General features: G+C 62.5%; 20 protein-coding genes. 7 read left to right on the top strand and 13 right to left on the bottom strand.

Going from position 1 to position 20,455, the window contains the following annotated elements; translation table 11 throughout:
- Positions 1 to 31 precede the first annotated feature (31 nt).
- The 3 genes from rseP to VJZ71_17180 all read right to left on the bottom strand — a co-directional run bounded on the left by rseP (position 32) and on the right by VJZ71_17180 (position 4,378).
- Positions 32 to 2,569, bottom strand: coding sequence for an RIP metalloprotease RseP (rseP, locus tag VJZ71_17190; GenBank protein HKQ49812.1), 2,538 nt, complete (start codon positions 2,567 to 2,569; stop codon positions 32 to 34).
- 26 nt (positions 2,570 to 2,595) lie between these two features.
- Positions 2,596 to 3,744 carry a 1-deoxy-D-xylulose-5-phosphate reductoisomerase gene (locus tag VJZ71_17185; protein ID HKQ49811.1) on the bottom strand — a complete coding sequence of 383 codons (1,149 nt, stop codon included), beginning with the start codon at positions 3,742 to 3,744 and terminating at the stop codon, positions 2,596 to 2,598.
- A 73-nt stretch (positions 3,745 to 3,817) separates the two neighbouring features.
- A complete protein-coding gene (locus VJZ71_17180) occupies positions 3,818 to 4,378 on the bottom strand; it encodes a TlpA disulfide reductase family protein (GenBank protein ID HKQ49810.1) in 561 nt (186 codons plus the stop codon).
- Between the two features lie 323 nt (positions 4,379 to 4,701).
- Here VJZ71_17180 and VJZ71_17175 point away from each other — a divergent pair, with 323 nt between their 5' ends.
- The 4 genes from VJZ71_17175 (at position 4,702) to VJZ71_17160 (ending at position 8,350) form a co-directional block, all read left to right on the top strand.
- Positions 4,702 to 5,391 (top strand): exopolysaccharide biosynthesis protein, encoded by a 690-nt coding sequence (locus tag VJZ71_17175; protein HKQ49809.1) that lies wholly within the window; start codon positions 4,702 to 4,704, stop codon positions 5,389 to 5,391.
- A gap of 161 nt (positions 5,392 to 5,552) precedes the next feature.
- Entirely contained in the window at positions 5,553 to 6,968 is a 1,416-nt protein-coding gene (gene hydA / locus VJZ71_17170; protein ID HKQ49808.1) for a dihydropyrimidinase, read from the top strand.
- 360 nt (positions 6,969 to 7,328) lie between these two features.
- A complete protein-coding gene (locus VJZ71_17165) occupies positions 7,329 to 7,565 on the top strand; it encodes a YgiT-type zinc finger protein (GenBank protein ID HKQ49807.1) in 237 nt (78 codons plus the stop codon).
- 98 nt (positions 7,566 to 7,663) lie between these two features.
- The gene (locus VJZ71_17160) at positions 7,664 to 8,350 is read left to right on the top strand and encodes a YcxB family protein (protein ID HKQ49806.1); all 687 of its coding nucleotides are present in this window, start codon (positions 7,664 to 7,666) and stop codon (positions 8,348 to 8,350) included.
- Positions 8,351 to 8,356: 6 nt separating this feature from the next.
- On the opposite strand, the gene VJZ71_17155 is transcribed toward VJZ71_17160, so the two are convergent.
- Positions 8,357 to 9,610: a metallophosphoesterase gene (locus tag VJZ71_17155; protein HKQ49805.1), complete on the bottom strand. Its 1,254-nt coding sequence runs from the start codon at positions 9,608 to 9,610 to the stop codon at positions 8,357 to 8,359.
- 107 nt (positions 9,611 to 9,717) lie between these two features.
- On the opposite strand from VJZ71_17155, the gene prfB reads away from it, so the two are divergent.
- The 3 genes from prfB (at position 9,718) to VJZ71_17140 (ending at position 13,918) form a co-directional block, all read left to right on the top strand.
- Positions 9,718 to 10,861 (top strand): peptide chain release factor 2 gene (prfB, locus tag VJZ71_17150; protein HKQ49804.1). Its coding sequence is split into 2 segments (ribosomal slippage): positions 9,718 to 9,789 and positions 9,791 to 10,861, totalling 1,143 coding nucleotides; the frame shifts between segments, so codons are not numbered across the junction.
- Positions 10,862 to 11,166: 305 nt separating this feature from the next.
- The gene (locus VJZ71_17145) at positions 11,167 to 12,981 is read left to right on the top strand and encodes a lipopolysaccharide kinase InaA family protein (GenBank protein HKQ49803.1); all 1,815 of its coding nucleotides are present in this window, start codon (positions 11,167 to 11,169) and stop codon (positions 12,979 to 12,981) included.
- Entirely contained in the window at positions 12,974 to 13,918 is a 945-nt protein-coding gene (locus VJZ71_17140) for a HEAT repeat domain-containing protein (protein ID HKQ49802.1), read from the top strand. The genes VJZ71_17145 and VJZ71_17140 overlap by 8 nt, the downstream gene beginning before the upstream one ends.
- Here the strand turns inward: VJZ71_17140 and VJZ71_17135 are convergent.
- From VJZ71_17135 to VJZ71_17095, 9 genes are all read right to left on the bottom strand, one after another.
- A complete protein-coding gene (locus VJZ71_17135) occupies positions 13,912 to 14,766 on the bottom strand; it encodes a polysaccharide deacetylase family protein (GenBank protein HKQ49801.1) in 855 nt (284 codons plus the stop codon). The two genes, VJZ71_17140 and VJZ71_17135, sit on opposite strands and share 7 nt — an antisense overlap.
- Positions 14,763 to 15,296 carry a DinB family protein gene (locus VJZ71_17130; protein ID HKQ49800.1) on the bottom strand — a complete coding sequence of 178 codons (534 nt, stop codon included), beginning with the start codon at positions 15,294 to 15,296 and terminating at the stop codon, positions 14,763 to 14,765. The genes VJZ71_17135 and VJZ71_17130 overlap by 4 nt, the downstream gene beginning before the upstream one ends.
- Before the next feature lie 21 nt (positions 15,297 to 15,317).
- Positions 15,318 to 16,097, bottom strand: a complete 780-nt coding sequence (locus VJZ71_17125) for an alpha/beta hydrolase (protein ID HKQ49799.1) — start codon at positions 16,095 to 16,097, stop codon at positions 15,318 to 15,320.
- A 105-nt stretch (positions 16,098 to 16,202) separates the two neighbouring features.
- A complete protein-coding gene (locus VJZ71_17120) occupies positions 16,203 to 16,691 on the bottom strand; it encodes a DUF1569 domain-containing protein (GenBank protein ID HKQ49798.1) in 489 nt (162 codons plus the stop codon).
- 13 nt (positions 16,692 to 16,704) lie between these two features.
- Positions 16,705 to 17,286 (bottom strand): hypothetical protein, encoded by a 582-nt coding sequence (locus VJZ71_17115; protein HKQ49797.1) that lies wholly within the window; start codon positions 17,284 to 17,286, stop codon positions 16,705 to 16,707.
- Between the two features lie 81 nt (positions 17,287 to 17,367).
- Positions 17,368 to 18,099 carry an isoprenylcysteine carboxylmethyltransferase family protein gene (locus VJZ71_17110; GenBank protein ID HKQ49796.1) on the bottom strand — a complete coding sequence of 244 codons (732 nt, stop codon included), beginning with the start codon at positions 18,097 to 18,099 and terminating at the stop codon, positions 17,368 to 17,370.
- Positions 18,100 to 18,199: 100 nt separating this feature from the next.
- Positions 18,200 to 18,700 (bottom strand): low affinity iron permease family protein, encoded by a 501-nt coding sequence (locus VJZ71_17105; protein ID HKQ49795.1) that lies wholly within the window; start codon positions 18,698 to 18,700, stop codon positions 18,200 to 18,202.
- Positions 18,697 to 19,434 carry a hypothetical protein gene (locus tag VJZ71_17100; GenBank protein HKQ49794.1) on the bottom strand — a complete coding sequence of 246 codons (738 nt, stop codon included), beginning with the start codon at positions 19,432 to 19,434 and terminating at the stop codon, positions 18,697 to 18,699. The genes VJZ71_17105 and VJZ71_17100 overlap by 4 nt, the downstream gene beginning before the upstream one ends.
- Positions 19,435 to 19,506: 72 nt before the next feature.
- Entirely contained in the window at positions 19,507 to 20,136 is a 630-nt protein-coding gene (locus VJZ71_17095) for a hypothetical protein (GenBank protein HKQ49793.1), read from the bottom strand.
- Between the last annotated feature and the right edge of the window lie 319 nt (positions 20,137 to 20,455).

Below are 20,455 nucleotides of genomic sequence, written 5' to 3'. Positions count from 1 at the left end.
AAATTGTCGTGCGCCCGCGAAGCGGTCCTCGCTAGGCCCCCGTGATCCAGTTCTTGATGTCCTGATACGTGACGAGAATAAAGACCGTCGCGATCAGGGCGATGCCGACGAGCTGCGTGGCGACCTGCGTCTTGATGCTCACCGGTTCGCCGCGGATCTTTTCCAACATCAAAAAGAGGAACAGCCCGCCGTCCACGATGGGCAGCGGCAGGAAGTTGAGCACGGCGAGGTTCGCCGAGATCAGCGCCAGGAACCACAGCAAGTCGAGGGCGCTGGAACCGGCGAAGCGGCTGCCGATGCGGATAATCCCCACCGGCCCGCTGACCTTGGACAGCCCCACCTGCCGCGTGAAAAGCATGTGCTTGATCGAAAGCACGGTCTGCATCGTCGCCTGATAGGCCTGTTTGAAGCCGACGCCCACCGCCACGATCGGGTTGGCCTCGCGATGCCGCTCCGCCAGCGGATAGCAGATAAAGGGCTCGATGTAGAGGATGCGTTGCAGCCAGGGGTCGGTATTCTCCGCGGTCACGGCAAACGGGGCGGTCTTTTTCTCACCGCCGGGCGTGACGTACTCGACGGCGACGGACTTGCCGACGGATTCCTTGAGCAGCCCTTCGACGGCCCGCCAGTCCGGAAGCGCCACCGACACGCGCTGCTGGTCTCCGATCTTCAGCAAATACGAATCCCGATCGCCGATGCGGATGATCCGCGAGCCGAAGGGCAGGGCCAGGGCCGAGGTGATGCAGCTCGGGATCGCCATCTTGGCCTCGCGCAATTCGTCCGCGAGGCGATACTGGAGGGTAACCGTCTTGCCGACGTTCGCGCGGAAGATATCCGAGAGTTCCTGCCAGCGGCCGACCTTCTTGCCGTCGCAGGCGAGGATGACCGCGCCGACGGGAATGCCGGCGACCTTGGCCGGGCTGGTGCGCTCGCCGATCGCGGGCAGGACGTCGGCGACGACGATTTGATCTTCGTCGATGCAGCGCAACGTCGCGTCAATGGTCGGGACCGTCTTTCCGAAAAGCGCAAACGGAGCATCCGGAATGACCGGCTTAAGCGCATGCACGTCGACGCGCTCGAGCCAGCGCCGCCAGGCCGGACGGTCCGCCAGGGGCGTAACGAGGGCACCGAGTTTCTCGGCATCCTGCGCCGAAAGGCCGTCGGACTTGGCCAATTGCCCGGCCAACGAGACGGCCTGCTTGACGTCGGTCCGGGCGGCTTCAATCAGCGCTTCCCGGTGCGTTGTACAAAACCTCACTATCTCTGCGCTTAACTCTCCGTTGGCGCGGGCCGGCCGGCGGACTTCGATGGCCACTTGAGAACCTGCGCCGTCTTCGATCGTGCGCTTCAGCGCCGGATAGCTCGGAAAGACATCGTTGCCGAACTTGGTAATCACATCGCCCGGCTCGACCCCTGCCGCGTCAAACGACTTGCCCGGCTCGCTGAACAGCACGGTCATGCGCGGGACGAGGCCCAGCAGGCTCCCGCTGACTTCTTCTTCCATCTCGTAGGGGACGGGATACCAGACGGCGCGGACCTGGACTTTGACCTCGGTCGTCTCGACGTTCAAATCACCCTTAAACGCCGCCTCTTCGGTGATCTCCCCGGGCTTGACGGGGCGCTGGACGATGATATCGACCGGCGCGCCCTGGGCCTGCACGATCGCGCGGCGAAAGACACCCAGGTCCTTGAACTCTTTGGTCTCGCCGTCGACGGTCAATTTATGGAACTCGTCGAACTTGTGGAGTTCGTCCTCGCGCGGGGCGTCACCCGGCCGCAGCGTCGTGTCGGCCACGCGGAGATTCATCCCCGGCCCGACGCCGATCTGGCGGACGCTGACGTTCTTCTTATAGATGGGCTTGACGCGGGGCGGCGGGTCGACGCGCTTGCCATCGCGGAGGACGTCGAGGACAAGTTCCTCATCAGGATCGGAGAGCGTGATCCGCGCGGACATGTCGCCGAAGCTTTCTACCTTCGAGCCGTTGATCGACAGGATGCGATCGCCGGTCTGCAGGCCGGCGCGGGCCGCGGCGGAAGTCTCCACGACCTGTCCGACGACGGGCGGTGGCTGCGGCCGGCCAATCGTCACGACGATGGCGAAGGCGATCATGGCAAAGAGGAGGTTCATGATCACACCGGCGGAAATGATGACCATCCGCTGCGAGACGCTCTTGTTGGTAAAAGAGTTGGGATCGGCCTTGACCTTTAACTCGCCGGACTTATCGACGACGAAATCCTCCTGACCGAGCATCTTCACATAGCCGCCCAGCGGCAGGACGTTGAACGAATAGCGCGTCTCGCCCTTGCTGAATCCGAACAGCTCCTTGCCAAAGCCGATGGCGAAGCGCTCGACGCGGACGCCCGCCCACTTGGCCGCCGCGAAGTGGCCGAGTTCGTGGACGAAAATCACCAGCGAGAAGCCGAGGATCAGCAGAATGTAGGACCAGCCGGTCAGGGCCCATTCCGGCATCGCGGCGAAAAGCACCAGGGGCGTTGAAATAGCGAATAGCGAATAGCGAATAGCGAAAGGGGATAACCATCGCCGTTTTCGCCGTCGAGTATTCCGCATTCCACATTCCGAATTCCGCAATGGCCTCATGAATGAACCTCTTTTCGAGCCCAGGCATCGACCGCCATCAACGTCTCCAGGCTCGGATGGGCGTCGAACGAATGCCGTTTCAATACATCTTCAACGATCGTCGCAATCTCCAGGAAACCGATCCGCGCCTCGCGAAACGCCGCGACCGCCGCTTCGTTCGCGGCGTTCAACGCCGCGCCCGCCGTCCCGCCCTTTCGCGCCACCTCGTGCCCCAATCGTAGCGCCGGGAAGCGCTCCAAATCCGGCGGCTCAAAATGCATCCGACCCAGCCGCGAAAAATTCAACCGTTCGCCCCCCGCCGCCAGCCGCCGCGGGTAGGTCATCGCGTACTGAATCGGCGTCCGCATATCCGGTCGCCCCATCTGAGCCACGATCGACCCATCATGGAACGCGACCATCGAATGGATAATCGACTCCGGATGAATAACTACTTCAATACGATCCGGGGCGATGTCAAACAACCACCGCGCCTCGATCACTTCCAGCGCCTTATTCATCATCGTCGCCGAATCGATGGTGATTTTAGGACCCATTTCCCATGTCGGGTGGCGCATCGCGTCGGCCAGCTTAGCGGACCGCATCTGCTCCAGCGTCCATGTCCGAAACGGCCCGCCGGACGCCGTCAGCAGGATTCGCTCGACCTCCTCGTGCGTACCGGAGTGCAGCGACTGAAAGATCGCCGAATGTTCGCTATCGACGGGCAGGAGCTTTGAGCCACTCCGCGCCGCTGCGTCGACCAGGAGATTGCCCGCGACAACGAGCGATTCCTTGTTCGCCAGCCCCACGGTCAGCCCGCGTTCAGCGGCGGCGAGCGTCGCCGGCAACCCCGCCACGCCGACGATGGCAGATAAAACGAAATCGCAGTCCAGCTCTTTCACGAGGCGGACGAGGGCGTCCGGGCCGGACCAGACGGCTGTCGCGCTGCCCGCGCGGCGCAACTCTGCGGTAAGCTGCTCCGCCGCGTCGGAATCGGTCAGGGCGACGGCCTTAGGATTCCAGCGACGGACCTGTTCGGCCATCTTCTCCCGGCTCTGCTGACCGGCGAGACCGACGATCTCGAACTCGCCGGGCAGGCTCTCGGCGACGCTCAGCGCGCTGCAGCCGATGGAGCCGGTAGAGCCAAGTATGATGACGCGTTTGGGCATGGGAATGGGTAAAAATTACGACTTATGACAGTGAGCAATCATAGAGCGAGCCGGACGTTGCGGCAATGAAGGATCACCGCGCCGTCGGTTGACTCGTCGGAGGATCGGCCGGTTGCGACGTGGGGAACTGGCCGGGGAACTTGGCGCGAAGGTGCTTCTCCAGCGTTTGCAGGAGCCGGCCGCGGCGGAGGTCGTTGCCGGCGTCGATGATCCGGCCGGTGTCGCCGTCGATCAAGTAAAGCGTCGGCAGGGTCGGCGCGAGATAGCGCCCCAGCACGGAGCGATTCTGCGCATCCTTGTACACGACGTCCCACGTGCAACCGCGCTCCTGCATCGTGGTCAGTACTTTATCCATACCGATGTTGCGGTCATCGTCGATGGAGATGCCCAACAGCGTGAGGCCCATGCCGCCGAACTTCTCCTGCGCCGTTATCCAGTACGGAAAATCGCGGGCGCAGGACGAGCACCAACTCGCCCACACCTGGATCAGGACGAGCTGACCGCCGTACGCCTCCGGGAAATAGACATGCGCGCCGCTCAAGGCCGGGAGATCGAACTTGGGCGCGGGCGAACCGATGGGCAACAATCGCTTGGCCGGTCGCGACGTCGTCGGGCGCGTGGTGGGCCGCGCCATTGTCGGCGCCTTCGCAGGCTGTGAACTCGTCAGGCCGGGTGCAGCGAACGAAGAGAGCGTAATTCCTGTCAAGCCAAACACAAGAGCGAATAACACGCGAGGCATGGAGGGCGACGAAATAAGGTGTTGAAATCGTCTCTACGGGGAGCAAAAAACGCAGTATAGTTGCCATTCGACTGGATGCAAAGTTCCCATAGAGTGTGCGGCTTCCAACATCGAACGCCGCAGGGCATACGAAGATCATGGCCAAATTTCAATCTCAACCCGGCCCTCCCTCTACGCTTCGCCTGTCGATGATCCTGAGCGAGCTTTGCAAGGATCGCATGTCGATCAGACCCGCTACGGCGGATCCTGACCCTGAGACACCGGACCCCAGCGGGTCCAAAGCGTCCGAACAGGCCGGCGAGAAGCCGCCGAAGCGCCGTTCCCTTCGACGGTTTCGCGGTCGACGAAAAAAGCGGGTCCGGTCCGACCTCACGGTCGGGGAGATCATCGATCGTACCGAACACGCCGGCTTTGGTTTTCTGTTGGCGTTTTTGGCGCTGATCGCCATTCCGTTTTTTGGATTGTCCACGCCGTTCGGACTGGCCATCGCTTTCGCCGCCGCGCAGATGACTATCGGCTGGAGCAAACCCTGGCTGCCGCGCTGGGTCCGCCGCCACCACGTCTCGCTGACGACGCTTCAGTGGATCAGTACAAAATTGACCCGTTGGACGGCCGGCCTGGAGCGGTTCATCAAACCGCGCTGGACACTGGTCTTGCGGGGGCCCTTCTGGTCACTGTGCGGCGTCGCCATCACCATCCAGGGGTTCGGCCTGGCGTTACCCCTGCCGATCCCGGGATCCAACTGGATTTTCATCCTCCCCGTCATCGTGTACGCCATCGGGCTGCTGGAAGACGACGGGTTGTTGGTCCTAATCTGTCACGGCATCACGGCGGCGGAGATAGTACTGGGCATGTGGGCCTGGGATGTCGTGTGGAAATCCGTGACCTCGCTCCTGCACCTCGTTTAGCGGTACCGGCCGAAGAAAGATTAACCGCAGAGGCGCAGAGGCACCGAGGAACGAATCCTTTTTTGTCCTCTGTGATCTCTGTGCCTCGGTGGTGATTTTATTGCTGGCCTGATTGACCCGTCGTCGAGACGACGGCAAAATACCATCGGGAGGGTAACACCATGCACTTCGACACCATCATCGCCAACGGCACCGTCGTCAACGCCGACAAGAGCGAGCCCGTTGACGTGGGCATCGTCGGCGAGAAGATCGCGGCCGTCGGCAAGAACCTGGCGAAGAAGTCCGCGAAAGGCGGCGAGACGAACGGAACGAAAGTCATCGACGCCGCGGGGCACTACGTCATCCCCGGCGGCGTAGATGTCCACGTCCACCTGGCCCTGCCGTTCTGCGGGACGACCTCCTCCGACGACTACAACACCGGCACGCGGGCGGCGGCGCGCGGCGGCGTCACGACGCTGATCGACTTCGCCATCCCCTACGGCGACGAGTCGCTCCAGCAGGCCGTCGACAACTGGCGGGCCAAGGCCGAGGGCAAGGCCTGCATCGACTACACCTTTCACGTCGCCGTCACCAAGTGGAACCAGCACCAGCACCAGATGGCCGACATGGTCAAGCAGGGCTTCCCCACCTTCAAGCAGTTCATGATCTACGAGAAGGAAGGCTGGCAGGCCGACGACGCCGCGATCTTCGGCGCGCTCGAAAAGTGCCGCGAACTCGACGCCATGCTCCTCATTCACGCCGAGTCCAGCCGCGTCCTCGACGAGCTGATCGCCCGCCACCACAACGACGACGAGATGAAACGCCTCGGGGCGCAGCTCCACGGCATCACCCGGCCGAACTTCATCGAGGCCGAAGCCATCCAGCGGGCGGTCAAATGGGCCGAGGTGACCGGCGGGCGGCTGTATATCGTTCACATGTCTACCGCCGAAGGGACGGACATCATCCGGCGGGCGCACAAGAACGGCCTGGACAACATCTTTGCTGAGACGTGCGCGCAGTATCTCGTGCTGGACGACTCGCTCTTCGCCGGGCCGGACGGGCATCTCTACGGCTGCTGCCCGCAGATCAAGAAGAAAGCGGACCAGAAGCGGTTGTGGAAGGGCCTGGCCGACGACACGGTCTGTGCGGTGTCGACAGACACCTGCACCTTCACGCGCGAGCAGAAGGCGATGTGGAACGGCGACTGGACGAAGATCCCGATGGGCATGCCGGGGCTGGAGACGCTGATGCCGATCGTCTATACGCACGGGGTGCTGAAGGACCGGCTGGGCGTGCGGGAGTTCGTCGAAAAGTGCAGCACGTCGCCGGCGCAGATCATGGGCTTGGGCGACCGCAAGGGCCGCATTAAGAAGGGCTACGACGCGGACATCGCCATCATCCACCCGAAGAAGAAGATCACCGTGGATCACGCGTCGATGGAGACCAACGCCGACTGGTCGCCCTATCAGGGCTGGCCGCTGGCGGGCTTCTCGCGGACGACGCTATCGCGCGGCAAGGTCATAGTGGACGACTACAAGTTCTGCGGCCAGAACGGCTGGGGCAAGTGGCTCCCGCGCCAGACGGCGGGGCATGTGTGAAGCTGGATAGTGCGATCGCGGTATGAGCGAATTCGATGCTACCGATGCAAATGCAGCGATCGAACATATTCGCACGCTTGCTCGAACTGATCAGCTTCGATTAACTCAACATGCCCACCAGGAGATGGTCGACGAAGAAATTTCCCTGGCAGAACTACTTGATGCGATCGAATCAGGCGGGATACTCGAGAACTATCCCCATCATCGACGCGGTTCTTGTTGTCTTATCGGAGGTCACACGGGCGAGGGGCGTAATCTGCATGTTGTCTGCACGACTACGTCGCCGACGCTTATAATCATAACGGCGTACGAGCCGCGTCTGCCCAAGTGGTTGACGCCGACGCAAAGGAACCGTCCATCATGAATTGCTCGATTCAAGGCTGTCCCGGCGAGTATGAAGACCGCCAGGTTGCCCACACGGTTCGCCATCGTGGCCGCCTGGTGGTTGTGGATCATGTGCCGGCCGAGGTTTGCGGAGTTTGCGGCGATGTACTCCTTAAGCCGCAGACCATCCGCCGCCTCGAGAGTCTGCTTGCGGATCTTGACGAACCTACAGGAAGCGTCCCGCTCTATGAGTTTGCGGATGCGACAACCTAACGTCCATACTCTCCCAAATTCGCGTGCAATTAAACGTGGACGTCTATGTTTTCCTTATGGCATCGCGTTTCCCTGATTCTTGATCCATCATCGCCACGATGACTGACGCCGGAATTTCGAGCCTGACGCCCCCCTCGCCAGCCGGCGCTGCGGCTGAAGGGGAGTCGATTTCCGTTGAATTCACGCTCGACGACAACGACATCCTTGCCCTGCAGAACCACTACCTGAAGTCGTCGCCTGAGCGGCAGAAATTCAATCTCTTTTTTCGGATCATGCTGGTGATTACCGCGCTGATCGCCGCGGCCGATCTGGCCCTCGTCGTCCAAGGGGATCGAGTCGCGACCGAATTCGGAACATGGGTCGTGCTCTTTTTTGTTTTGTGGACCTACTTGCTGTATCGGGCGCGGGGCGCCTCCGCCCAATCCCTGCAACGCGCGTTGAAGGAGGGGAAGAATCGCCTCTTGTTTTCGCAGCAGCGACTGACCATCAGCCGCGAGGGAATTGAGTTCACGTCACCCTACGGCAATTCGAACTTCAAGTGGGGTGCGATTGAAAAGGTGCGGAGGGCCGGCAATTATATCTTCTTTTATTGTTTGATTTCGGCGTATGTCGTGCCACGACGGGCCTTCCGCACCGAATTGGATTTCCAGCACTTTTTTGAAGCCGCCCAACGACTGCATCGCACCGCCTCGCCGGGAAACTGCCGGAAGTGCGGCTATGACTTGTACGGGAATGAAAGTGGCGCGTGTCCGGAGTGCGGGACGCCGATCGTCAAGAGTGGATAGTAGAATTCAGTTCGCGACCTGAGCCTCGGGCTTGTTGATCGTGTACTCGTCAATCACCTTGCCGTTCTCGTCGATCTGCTTCATCTCAAAGCGCGTCGCGGAGAGATCGACCTGCGTAAAGGAGAACACCTCGTGGTTATACGCCCGCATGTACTTGGGCGGTGGCTGAATTTCCGCGTAGCGGCTTACGCCGCCGCAGCCGGTCGTGATATAGACGATTCCCTTGCCGTCCGGCACCACCTGATCGCCGCGTAGCGGGGCGGTTCGTTCGTAGAGGTGGTTGTGACCGCAGAACACGACGTCAACGCCGCACTCCTCGAAGACGGAAAGAAAAGCCTCTTTCATGTGTGCTCCACCCTCCGGCGGGTGCGTGCTACCGGTGTAGAAGACGTGGTGGAAGAAGACGAATTTCCACTTCGCGTCGGTTTCGGTCAGGACTCTCCGCAGCCACGGGGCGACGATGTTCTTCATTTGTTCTTTCGTGATCGCGCCGGCTTCCTGTTCCAGATTGGAATCCAAGGCGACGAAGCGGGCATCGCCATAGTCGAACCAGTAATTCCGCTCCGGCTCGATCCCCTCGGGGCCGTTGCGCGGGGCGACGAAGACCTCCAGCAGCGGCGCGCCTTTTTCCGTGGCGACGTCGTGATTGCCCAGACTCGCCATGAAGGGGGCCGTCCGGATCATCTCGGCATTCGGGCCGAAAAAGTGCGTATCGTAGGTGTCGAGGGCGCCGGCCGGGTACACCAGGTCGCCGACATGAATAATCACGTCCGGCTTCGAGGCGGCGATTCGCCGGGCGAACTCCGTCTGCGTGTTACTGCCGTTGCCGGAGTCGCCGAAGGCGGCAAACCGAAAAGGCCGGCCGCGCGGCAGCGCCGGCTTCGCTTCATACGGCCCGGCCAGCTTCGTCGAGCCGAAAATCAGCCGATCGTTGGCAATTTCATAGGGGTAGGCCCGCCCCGGCTCCAGGCCCTTGAAACTCACTTCGCACCGGCCGTTCGCACAGCGCCCCGAGCCGGTCAGGGTTTGATCCGGCGCCGTCCGCAACCACACCGAACCGCCGGGAAACACCGCGTCCATGCCCCAGACGATCGTGAGCGCCCCCGGTTCCGGGATCTGCACCATCGGTCCGTAGGTCAGCGTCGGACGCGTCTTCCGCTCGGCGATCAGAGCGCCGATCGCGGCAAGGGCGGCCAGGGCGATGATGATCCGAAGGGAAGAACGGCGTTTGATCGGCGGTGATTGGGTGGCGGATTCCATGGTGCCCTCCTGGGCAGTACGACATCGTACCCCACGGCGCCGATCCATCAATTGTCAGTCACCGGGCTTCAGACTATAGTAAGAGGCCTCAAGGACGGAGATTTCTTATGCCACTTCCCGACGGAACCGCGACAGTGCAGGAGTTGACGGAGCGCATTAACTCCATCCGGGACTCTCTTTGACCTGCCCGCCAAGAAGGAACGTCTCAAAGCCATCGAAACGAAGATGGGCGAGCCCGGATTCTGGAACTCGCCGGATTCGCAAGTCCTCATCACCGAACTCAAATCGCTCAAGAGCACGATCGAGCCCATCGAAGGCGTGGCCCGGCGGCTCGATGACGTCGCGGTTCTCTACGAACTCGCCGAGTCGGAAGACGACGCGGCCACCCGAGCCGAGGCGGAGGCCGAGCGCGCCGCGCTGGCCGGCGATGTCGAAAGAGTCTCGCTGATGGCCCTCATGGCCGGACCCAATGACGACCGCGACTGTTACTTCAGCATCCAGGCCGGGGCCGGCGGAACGGAGGCCTGTGACTGGGCCTCGATGCTCCTGCGGATGTACCTGCGCTATTTCGAGCGCAAGGGCTTTACGGTCGAGGAACTCGCCCTGCGCGAGGGCGACGGCGCGGGCATCCAATCCGTCGCCTTGCAGATCAAAGGGCCCTATGCCTATGGCTGGCTCAGCACGGAGGTCGGCGTCCATCGGCTCGTCCGCATCAGCCCGTTCAACGCGCAAGGGAAGCGCCAGACGAGCTTTGCAGCGGTCGACGTCCTGCCGGTCTATCCCGACAGCCAGATCGAGTTGCCGGAGAAGGACCTGGAAATCGTCGTGTTTTGCCGGAGCAGCGGGGCCGGCGGTCAGAACGTCAACAAGGTGGCGACGGCCGCGCGCATCCGCCACATCCCGACAGGGATTGTCGTCGAATGCGTCAACGAGAGAAGCCAGGCGCAGAACAAGCGGCAGGCCCTGTCCGTCCTGAAGTCCAAGCTGGAGGCGATCGAGCAGGCCAAGCGCGACAGCGAGACGGCCAAGCTCTACGGCGAAAAGGGCGAAATCGCCTGGGGCAACCAGATTCGTAACTATGTTCTCGACGATCCTCGCGTGAAAGACCTGCGTACCGGCGTCGAGACCGGCAACCCCCAGAAGGTGCTCGACGGGCAGCTTGACGAGTTTATCGAGGCGCTCCTGCGCCAGCGCGCCGAAAAACGAGCCAAGCAGGGAGCGCCCAAAAAGCCCGTGGCGTCTACCGTTTGATCGCGTGGGGCCAATTTTGGGCCCTCACTCCGCGCGACGGTGGACCATACGTCCCATTATCAGGCCCCTGAAGACCCTTTTCGCGTGAGGTAGCGGTAAGCGACGATTTGGATACACTATCCCCTGGTTTTGGATAACAGGGTCAAGCGAGTGGAACCTTGAACCTCGGAAACCGAGAGGCTAACATCATCAACGGCCCTCGACCGAACACCGGTGACGCCGGTCCCCCGCGGGGTCGGCCCTCCACCTTGCCGGAATCGAGCACTTCGCAGCCAGCAACCGGGCTCAGCATGGGAACGACCACCATGATTCGAGGTCCCTCTGCGCGCCCCTCGGCGATGACCGAGCAGCCCTCCGGAGTGATCGAACGGGTCTTCGACGGCCATCAGTGGCGCGTTGCCGCCAGCCACGTCGCGCTCATCGACTCGCGGGCGGTCGATTGGTTCCACCTGATCGAAGGTCCGGAGACCACGCTCTTCAAGCGCAACAGCCAGCGCGACGTCTGGTGCGTTCGCGTCTGCGGCGGGGAATATTTCGCCAAGCTTTACCACCCCACGGGCAGTGTCGCCCGGCTCAAGTCCATCGTCCGCGGCCCGATCGCACGGGCCGAATGGAACATCGGCCGCTACGCCGCGGACCATGGCATCTCCGCCGTCGTCCCGGTCGCCACGGCCTGGGCCGATGGACGCTGGACCGGGGGGATTTCGCTGCTCATCACTCAGGCCGTCCTGGATGCCGTGCCCCTTGGCGAGTATTGGCAGACCGTTCGAGAAGACCGCTGGCAGGCGAATCTGCTGTCGGATTCCCTGGCGCGTTTGATCGCGCGGTCGCATCAATGCGGCTTTCAACACGGCGACATGCACCCCGGCAACATCCTTGTCCGGCGGATCGGCCAGCGCTGCGAGGCCTTCTTCGTCGATCTTCACCGCGTCCATACCGGCCGGCGGGTCGCGCCGCGACAAGCCGTCGCCAACCTCGCGCAGCTCAACCAGTGGTTCCGCCGCAACGCCTCGCGCTCGCAGCGCCTTCGCTTCCTCGATGCGTACATCAGCTATCGCGATCAATTCGCGCAGGCCAGTTCGCTCGCGCGCAATTGGCGCATCGACACTGGCAAACTGGTCGCCGATCTCGCCGCGCAGGCCGATCGCCATGCGTATTACCTGTGGGCAAAACGCGATCGTCGCACCCTGCGCAACAGCCGCTATTTTGCACGAATACGCCCCGCTCCCGGCTGGCGCGGTCACGTTCTCCTGGCCAGCAAGCATCCCTGCCCGGCGACCGGCGCAGCGGGCGCATGTTTCACCAAGGGTCAGTGGGAAGAATGGCTGCGTTATCCTCTGGCGTGGGTCGATCCGCGGCGTCAGGAACTCTTGAAAGATTCGCACACGGCCGTCGTCTGCCGCGCCCGGCTCGGAACGTCGACCGATGCGCCGTGCGTCGTCGTGAAGCGCCCCTTGGCGCGTAACTTCTGGAAGAAGCTCGCCGCGATCTTCGGCCCCTCGCGCACCCTGCGAAGCTGGAAAATGGCCAACCGCCTGCGCAATCGCGACCTGCCCGTCGCCCAGCCACTGGCCATCCTGGAACGCTACGCCCTCGGTCTCATCCGCACCGACTCCATCGGCATCAGCGAATACATCGACGGCGCGAGCGATCTGGAGACATTTCTGACCCGCGATGTCGCCGCCCTTCCGGCCGGCCAGCGGCGGGTGGTTAAGGACCGGGTCATCGAATCCGTCGTCCGGCTGCTCAAGGCGTTTCACGAGCGCGGCTTCGTCCATCGCGACATGAAGGCCCCCAATCTCATGGTCCGCTGGGCCCCGCCCTACCGGGGATCGCCCGTCCTGACCTTCATCGACATGGACGGCATCAAGCACGTTCGCAGGGTCCGCGACGCGCAGCAGCTTCGCGCCGTCGTGCGGCTCTGCGCGAGCCTGCTTGGCAGCCCGGCCTGCACGGCGTCGGATCGGCTCAGATTCCTGCGGAGTTATCTCACCGGGCCGGGACGTACCCCCGCCGAGTGGAAGACGCACTGGCGGCGTATCCACCAGGCGGTCTGCAGCAAGCTGCAGGACAAAGAGCTTCGACGCCAGTGGAAACTGGCACACTACGGTCGTGAGTAGTTCCCCGCCCGATGCCAATCGCCGCCCCCGATGGTCGATCGTCGCGATCCTCGCGATGGTATTTCTGTTTGCGTTGGTCCTCGTACAACGCCACCGCATTCTTGCGCAGTGGTGGGTTCACCAACTGAAAGAGACCGCGGACCCCAAGGAGCGGTCCTACTACGCCGCCTGCCTGGCGGGCATCGGCGACGCCGGCGCCGGCGCGATTGGGAAACTCGGCGACGACCCGCGGAGTGAGATCCGGGCGCTCGTCATCCCCGCCTCGCAGGGCCTTTCCGACGGCCGCCGGTTTGCCCTGCTTCGGGTGCGGCTGGGCGACAGTGACTTTGACGTCCGGCTCAGCGCCGCGACGGCCCTGGCCTTCCTGGATTTCGATCCCACACAGAACTTCCTTATCAGCCAGATGAACTCGCGGCCGCCGGAAATCGTGACCGCCGCGGCGGCCGCTCTCGCACGGGTGAATAACCCTGACGCCGTCGCCGCGCTGTGCGAGGCCGCATCCGGACACTTCAATGCCTGGGTCCGCGCGCAGGCCGTCGAATCGCTGGGGCAGCAACTGGTCAGCAATCCGACCGCGGTGGCGACATCACGACCCGCCGGCGACGAGAGTGTCTGCGACCCCATGGAAGCACTGGTTCGGGCGCTTTTCGATCAGGGCCGGTTTACAGGGCCCTTGGCGCTGGAGACGGAAATCGACGCCGTAGCCCGCGCGCTGACGGCCACCAAAGGGATTCCCGCGGAGCCTCCGTCATCTCCACCGGCGGACGGCAGCCGCAGCGTCGCTGACGTCGCGGCGTTCACCCTCTCCTCGCTCACAGGCCATGCCATTGCGCCGCAGGCGCAGGCCACCGCCGAAGAACTGGGACAGCTTGTGCTGCGGTATCGAAAGTGGATGAGCGGGCGGCTGCAGCCGGCGGACGGCCCCGCGCCTCAGTGAATCGGGGCTTCGGCTCGGGGCTTCGCGGATCCGCTGAGAATAGCCTCGAAGGCGGACATCGTCGTAAAGCCCGCGATATTTATCCGCGGCAATTGCGTCGGACTGCTTCCCGGACGGACCCAATCGCGGTCCGAGACGAAAATGCCCTCATAGCCGGACTGTTTGGCATGGCGCAACACCCGCGCGTCATACCAATTGCCGGGAATCGCCAGGTGTCGCACCGGTCGGCCGGTGATCCGCTCCAATTCCGTGCGCGACTGCACCAGTTCCTGAATCATGTCCTTTTCGGAAAGATCGCACAGTGGGCGATGCGTGACGCCGTGGGATTGCACCTCGATGACCGCCGGGTCCAGCGCACGCAGCGCGTCGTCGGAGACGCGGGACTGATCCGCATGACCCAATCCGAACACATAGGCGCTCGAGTCCAGCGTAACGAAGAACACGGCGCGGAATCCGTACTTTCGCAGGAGCGGCTCGGCCTGGGTCAGGACACTCCGGCATCCATCGTCAATGGTGATCAGCACGATCGGCTGCGTCCAACTTTTCTCGCCGCGCGCGAAGGCGACCGCCTCGTCCGCGCTGAGGCTGCGATAGCCGAGCTGCCGAAGTCTGCGGAGTTGAGCCTCGAAGGAGTCGATGGAAATGGAATAGAGACGCTCGTCCCCGCGGATCCGCGCGTATTCCGGCCTCGTCACAAAGCGATGGTAGAGCAGACAAGGCAGCCGGGTGGCGGACGAGGACACGGGCGCAACAGACGGCGACCCGGCCGTGCGGGGAACCGTCAGGCCCTCCGCGAGGACCAGTGCCGCCAGCAATATCGTCCGCAGAAAAACCCCACGCAGAATCAAGGATGCCCCGCCCCCGTAATCAACCGCTTCAATTCCGTCATTCGCGCCAGATGGTAGTCATCATGGTCCGCCGTAAACAACATCCAATCGACCATCCGCATGGGGACCTTGAGCCGGGGATGCTCCGCCGTTCGGCCAAAGTCCGATTCGGTGAGGTCGTCCAGCCGGCGGCAAAGCGATTCTCGCTCGCGACGAAATTCGCGCAGGAGTTCCCCAATCGGCCGTTCATTGTGCCGCGCCTCGTGCGTGCGTCGGTTTTCCATGTCCGCGGCACGCAGCACCGCCGAACCGGCCAGGTAATCGTCCAGCCGGGCATGCATCAGCGGCTCCAGATCGAGCAAGTGGCCGATGTTCTCCTGAATCGACCAGGTGTTTCCGTCGCGCCGCGTTAGGACATCCGCGGAAAGTTTCTCCACTTTGTCCTCGATGCGCGCCGGCACGCCGCGCAGCCGCTCCAGGATGTCGGGATAGACGCCGACGGGACCATCAAACTTCCATTGCCTCTGTAGCCAGGGTAGCTTCGCCGCCATCGGATGCCCCAGTTCACGTCCCTAAAGCGATTCGAGGAATCCACGGAGTATACGATTGAATTCCCCCGGCTGTTCGACCGGCGGCATGTGACCCGCCCCTTCGATGATCTCCAGTCGCGCGCCGCGGATCGCACGGGCCATGGCTTCCATCGGCGCGGGCGGCGTGAGGGTGTCCTCGCGGCCGACGACGAACAGCGTCGGGCAATCAATGGTTGTCAGCGTCGAAGTGGAATCAGGCCGCGTCGCCAGCGCCCGCGCCGCCGCCGCCACGCCCACCGGTGGATTGCGTGACATGGCGTCATGCCAGTGTTGTCGAAGCTGCGGCGAGACCCCCGGCGCAAAGAGCTTATCCACCATCACGTCCGCCGCCGCCCGGCTGCCGTTTTTGAGCACCTCTTGCGCCATCGCCTCGCGCTTGGCGGCCCCGTCCGGCGCGTCGGCCTCGGCCCGCGTGTCGCAAAGCACCATGGCTCGCACGCGCGCGCGATGCCTCCGGTAAAACTCGAACGCGATGTACCCGCCCATCGACAGGCCGACCACGACCACCGGCCGCCACTCCCGCAGTTTATCGAGCATCGCCGCCAGATCGTCGGCGTAGCGCGCCATCGACGCCGCGGCGCTCGCCGCGCTTCGGCCATGCCCCCGAAGGTCCGGCACCAAGCACCGCCAGCGATCCGACAGCGCCTCCGCCGCGCCGCGCCACATCTCTCCCGAAAGCGGAAATCCGTGGATGAAGAGTACCGGCTCTCCCTCGCCGAACACCTCGCAATGCAGCGCCAGATTGTCTATTTCAATGACCATTTCTGTATCTTACACAATGGTCTCCCCGCTTTCACGGTCACCCGCCATCTGATCACTGGCGCGATCTTCGCGTGGCTTTGGCCATCGTGATTTCGGCGGTGACGTTCAGTCCGGGTGAATGAAGCTCAGGTGCAATTCCGCGTGGCGGAGATTCAGCGCGATCCGCTCCTCCACCGGCATCTTTCCCCAGGCCGGGCTGTCGTATTTCGCCGGCTCGCCGCTCGCCAGCCGTACCAGGGCTTTTCGCAGTCTCGCCGCGCCCTCTTCCGTGCTCAGCGGCTCCATCGCAAAGGTCCCACCCTTGACCTTGGGGATCTCGACCCCAGCGGGCATGCCCTGGCGCAGGTACTTCTTCTTCAGAAAGCCGAGGATCAGGCGAATGATCCACGGCGGCGGGCCCATGGGATAGCCGTCATACGAATAGTTGATCCACGCCGCGATATGGCCCATGGCCTGACCGGCCGTCCAGTTGCCGGTACAGCGCAGCTTGCCGGACTTTTCCGCCGCGACGATGCGATCGACGTCGGCGCGTAACTCGTCAATCGAATTGAAGCGCAGCGCACGCCGGTCTTTCACGTGCTTGGTGGCAATCATCGAGTCTACTCAATCAAAACAGGGGCGGCTTATCCAGCTTACGTCGCGACAAGACCCAGCCAATGGCCAGGCCGGTCAGCGCCCCGCCGATCAACTGCTGCATCATCTCGGACATGGTGAAGACCGTCGGGAAGCGATACCAATTCCAGTAGGACGCCGAAATAGCCAACCATCCAAAGAGACCCATCCCTGCGCCGACCAGAAACCCCGTCGCCTTTCCGGCATTCAGCCCGGACAAGACCGCCGCCAACAGGAGCCCCGCGAGGACGTTGCTCAGGAATTCTCCCATGAGCAGCATCCACATGGGCTTCATTCCGTCCGGGTCGAAGATCAAGACGCCAAGCGGACCGGTCTTAACCTTTTCTTCGCGGGCCTTCTGGGCTGCCTCCGACGTGTCGTTCAGGTTCATGGGCGGAATGCGATACCAACCCCGTTCTTTAATGCTCATCTTCATCGCCGGAATGAACATGTGTTCATTGGGCAGATCGCGCATGCCCATTTCTCCCAGGGGCAGAGCCATGTGGGCAACAGCCCCCCAAACGAACATGGCCATCCCGCCCAGGGCGCCGGCCGTAATCACTTTGCGACCTTGCATGATCTCGCTCCTTGGTTTCGGTTTCGATTCGCTCGCGGCGCGACGTGCGCCGCGCGGTCAGGTCAGTTCGGAAGGGGCCGGCTACGACGAAGGCCCTTTCCGGGGCCATGGAAATAACATCGGCGTCCGCCGACGATAAAGGCGATAATCCTCGCCCAGAATCCGCTGTAAATCCCGCTCCTCGAACTGGATACCCATGAGAATGTAGGCCGTGGACAGCCCGGCGAAGAGCAGATGGCCCTGGGTCATAACGGGCGTGGCCCAAAAGGCCAGAACAAAGCCCAACATGAGCGGATTGCGGACGAGGCGATAGAGCAGCGGCTTCTTGAAGGGCGGGTGCGTGTAGGTCCAGCCCCGCCAATGAAAAAAAGTCTGCCGCAAACCGAACAGATCGAAGTGGTCAATAAGAAAAGTCGCATAGAACACGAGCACCCAACCGGCCAGAAAGACCCCGATCAACAGCCATCGGGCGAGTTGATGTTCGACCGACCATACCACGGTCGGCAATGGCCGCCACTGCCAGAATAGAAGGATCAGAAGCAGCGAAGCAGCCAGAACAAACGTGCTTCGCTCGATCTGGACCGGCACGTAGCGCGTCCACCACTTCTTGAATCCCGGCCGGGCCATAATCGTGTGCTGAATGGCAAATAGCCCCAGCAGCAGTGCGTCGATGGCGACCGCCTTCGCCGGCGATTCGATGAGGCCCGTGTCGACCGATTTGGGAACAACGAAGTTGCCGACGAATCCGATGGCGTAAAGGATGGTCCCGAAGAAGGCAAAGTAGCAAACCAGGCCGTAAAGCATCACGAGCATGGGCCGGGCTCCGAGGACTGCGATATGGGCGATGTTCCGCCTCGAGTAAAGAAAATTGTCCCCGCAACGGAAAATCCGTCAAGTGCGGCGGGCGGTAGCTTCAGCGGACTGGAGAAACGGCGTTCCGTTTGGAGGGCTTGCGGCCTTTAGCCACGCGAGGATGGGGATTCTTGCCATCGTCGATGGAATGCGACTGGCGGATGTTCGTCTCCCGCTTTACCGCCTCGGCCAGTGAACTGTAGTACTCATGCAGGACATCGAGCTCCTCCTCGGACAGCTCTTCGATATCGACCAGCCGATTACTCGCCCCCTCCGTGGAGGCGATAATCTCATTGAGCTTGAGATTGATCGTCAGCGATTCTTTGTTTTGCGTGCGCTGGATCAGGAAAACCATCAGAAACGTGATGATGGTCGTGCAGGTGTTGATGACCATCTGCCAGGTGTCCGAGTAGCCGAAGACGGGGCCGCTCACGAGCCACGCGATGATCAACAGGCAGGCGATGGTGAAGGCCCAGGACGTGCCGGTCCAATGCGTGACGTGCTGGGACGCCTGCTCGAACCAGCGGCCGACGCGAGACTGGGCCCGGCGGAATCGAATCACAGCCGACCCTCCTGTTGCAGAACCTCCTGAACGCACCGCGTGACTTTCCGCCAGGCCCGGTCGCGCTCGTCCGGCGACGCCGGGCTCACATACACTCCGACCAGCGGCTGCCCGAGGAGGCGCGTGAGTTCAACGTCTTGTTCGATTCGCGCCGGAACGTCGGGCAGAAACGCCGCTTCGAGGCGACGTGCCATATCGGCAAGGGCCGGCGGGAACATGATGCCCAGGTAGCCTTCGTTCTGATGACGGTCGGCCTCGTAGTAGAACGTCTCGAAGTCCCGCCACGGCAGTCGATATGAATCGCTCGCGAAGTGGTACGACCGGTCCGACTCGCAGTCATGCACGACGAGACCGCCGTTGCATATCGCGCCGGACTCGCGAACCAGTTCGTCCCAGACTCGTTCAAATCGGGCTCGCGGGTAAAAATGCCCCTGGCAGGAGGGCGTCGTCATCAGGCCGGCATCCAGAAGCGTCTTGCAGAGTTCGCGCAACACCGGATCGACGAGTTCGTAGAAGTGTGAGTCGGTCCGCAGGCAATGCTCCCGCGCCGGGGCGTGGTAGTACCACAGCGGGCTGGCGTAATACCACTTTCGCAGGGGGAAAAGGCGATGGGCGATGATCCGCGCGTCGAGGTTGGAAACCGTCTCGGGCGGATGGATCTCCACTGCGATCGATGGCGAATTCCACAAACTCGCCCCACCTGCACGCGCTTCGTCGCACACCGTACGTCGCATCGTCGCAACTCCCTACCTCTTATAGCTTGCAGGGTAAGGATTTTGCTATTGGGATTTGCACGGGGTATTGACCTAGCGCTGATATAAGCCGTCGGTCTGTTCCAGCCAGTCGGCGATTTGGTCGGTCGCCCGGGCGACGTCGCCGCTCGAAACGTCGACTTCCAGCGATTGGAGTTTCGATTTCCGCACCATCTCGCGCAGCAGACTCTGTTCGCTCAAGAACGGCGACAGGTCGTCATATTGCTTCGGATTGCCCGATACCTTTAGTCGCTCGGCCCGCGCCACTTCGAAGGACTGCGGCGACCGCGTGCAGAGCAGGAGGCGAAAATTGAGCGCTGCCAGCCGGTCTTCGAGCCAATCGAAATCGTAATCTCGCCCATGGTGTGTTTGCTGCCACGCCCGGGTGGAAAGGTGGAAGCGGTCTACGATCCAGGAGTAATATCGCTGCAACTCAAAGAGGCGGACCCACGTGCGATACGTCTCCATCGCCAGTGCTTCCTCCGCCGGCTCGAAGTTGACCAGCCCGCGGCCCCACGGCCGGTTGGTAAACGCGCACCACTCGGCGGAGACGATCGGCGAGTGGTAGCGGTATTTTCGCGGCCCGACGATCCGCGGGTGCTCATTCAGCGCAAAGGCAATGTCCGTTTTGTGCGTGAGCCGCGTGCCTTCGAGGATGAGGTGCGGACAGAGTTTTGCGCCCATGGGTGGAATATTAACATGGACGGGGCGGCAAGGTTTGAGGTCGTCCAGCCAATCCGGTCACACGCAGGGTCTACGCGCCAATCCTCGGCGCGAGCAAACGATCGGGACCGTCAATGATCGTGACGCTGGTGGCGCGGCCGTTTTTCAATTCAAACTCGATGCGTACGGACGGGGCGCCCGTCGGGTGGAAGGCATTGTCACCGAGGTGGAAGAGAGGACGCGAGGCGCCCTCTTTTCCGCGCTGGATGGCCAGATCGCTGAAGCGGCCCGGAGCGATGATCAGGCGGTCATCCGGCTTCGCGCCAAAAGAATACTCTCC

This window comes from Phycisphaerae bacterium, from assembly GCA_035275405.1.
Taxonomy (GTDB): Bacteria; Planctomycetota; Phycisphaerae; order UBA1845; family UTPLA1; genus DATEMU01.
The sequence above is the reverse complement of the archived record's forward strand: the minus strand, read 5'-3'. Positions and strand labels throughout refer to the sequence as shown.

Bases quoted from the DNA above. Each gene is read 5' to 3' on its own strand.
- VJZ71_17095 (HKQ49793.1), bottom strand. From the start codon at position 20,136: ATGGGCGCAAAACTCTGTCCGCACCTCATCCTCGAAGGCACGCGGCTC.
- VJZ71_17180 (HKQ49810.1), bottom strand. From the start codon at position 4,378: ATGGCGCGGCCCACCACGCGCCCGACGACGTCGCGACCGGCCAAGCGA.
- VJZ71_17120 (HKQ49798.1), bottom strand. From the start codon at position 16,691: ATGATTGCCACCAAGCACGTGAAAGACCGGCGTGCGCTGCGCTTCAAT.
- VJZ71_17175 (HKQ49809.1), top strand. From the start codon at position 4,702: ATGTCGATCAGACCCGCTACGGCGGATCCTGACCCTGAGACACCGGAC.
- VJZ71_17115 (HKQ49797.1), bottom strand. From the start codon at position 17,286: ATGCAAGGTCGCAAAGTGATTACGGCCGGCGCCCTGGGCGGGATGGCC.
- VJZ71_17155 (HKQ49805.1), bottom strand. From the start codon at position 9,610: ATGGAATCCGCCACCCAATCACCGCCGATCAAACGCCGTTCTTCCCTT.
- VJZ71_17185 (HKQ49811.1), bottom strand. From the start codon at position 3,744: ATGCCCAAACGCGTCATCATACTTGGCTCTACCGGCTCCATCGGCTGC.
- VJZ71_17125 (HKQ49799.1), bottom strand. From the start codon at position 16,097: ATGGTCATTGAAATAGACAATCTGGCGCTGCATTGCGAGGTGTTCGGC.
- VJZ71_17165 (HKQ49807.1), top strand. From the start codon at position 7,329: ATGAATTGCTCGATTCAAGGCTGTCCCGGCGAGTATGAAGACCGCCAG.
- VJZ71_17145 (HKQ49803.1), top strand. From the start codon at position 11,167: ATGATTCGAGGTCCCTCTGCGCGCCCCTCGGCGATGACCGAGCAGCCC.
- rseP (HKQ49812.1), bottom strand. From the start codon at position 2,569: ATGCGGAATACTCGACGGCGAAAACGGCGATGGTTATCCCCTTTCGCT.
- VJZ71_17160 (HKQ49806.1), top strand. From the start codon at position 7,664: ATGACTGACGCCGGAATTTCGAGCCTGACGCCCCCCTCGCCAGCCGGC.
- VJZ71_17100 (HKQ49794.1), bottom strand. From the start codon at position 19,434: ATGCGACGTACGGTGTGCGACGAAGCGCGTGCAGGTGGGGCGAGTTTG.
- hydA (HKQ49808.1), top strand. From the start codon at position 5,553: ATGCACTTCGACACCATCATCGCCAACGGCACCGTCGTCAACGCCGAC.
- VJZ71_17110 (HKQ49796.1), bottom strand. From the start codon at position 18,099: ATGCTCGTGATGCTTTACGGCCTGGTTTGCTACTTTGCCTTCTTCGGG.
- VJZ71_17130 (HKQ49800.1), bottom strand. From the start codon at position 15,296: ATGGCGGCGAAGCTACCCTGGCTACAGAGGCAATGGAAGTTTGATGGT.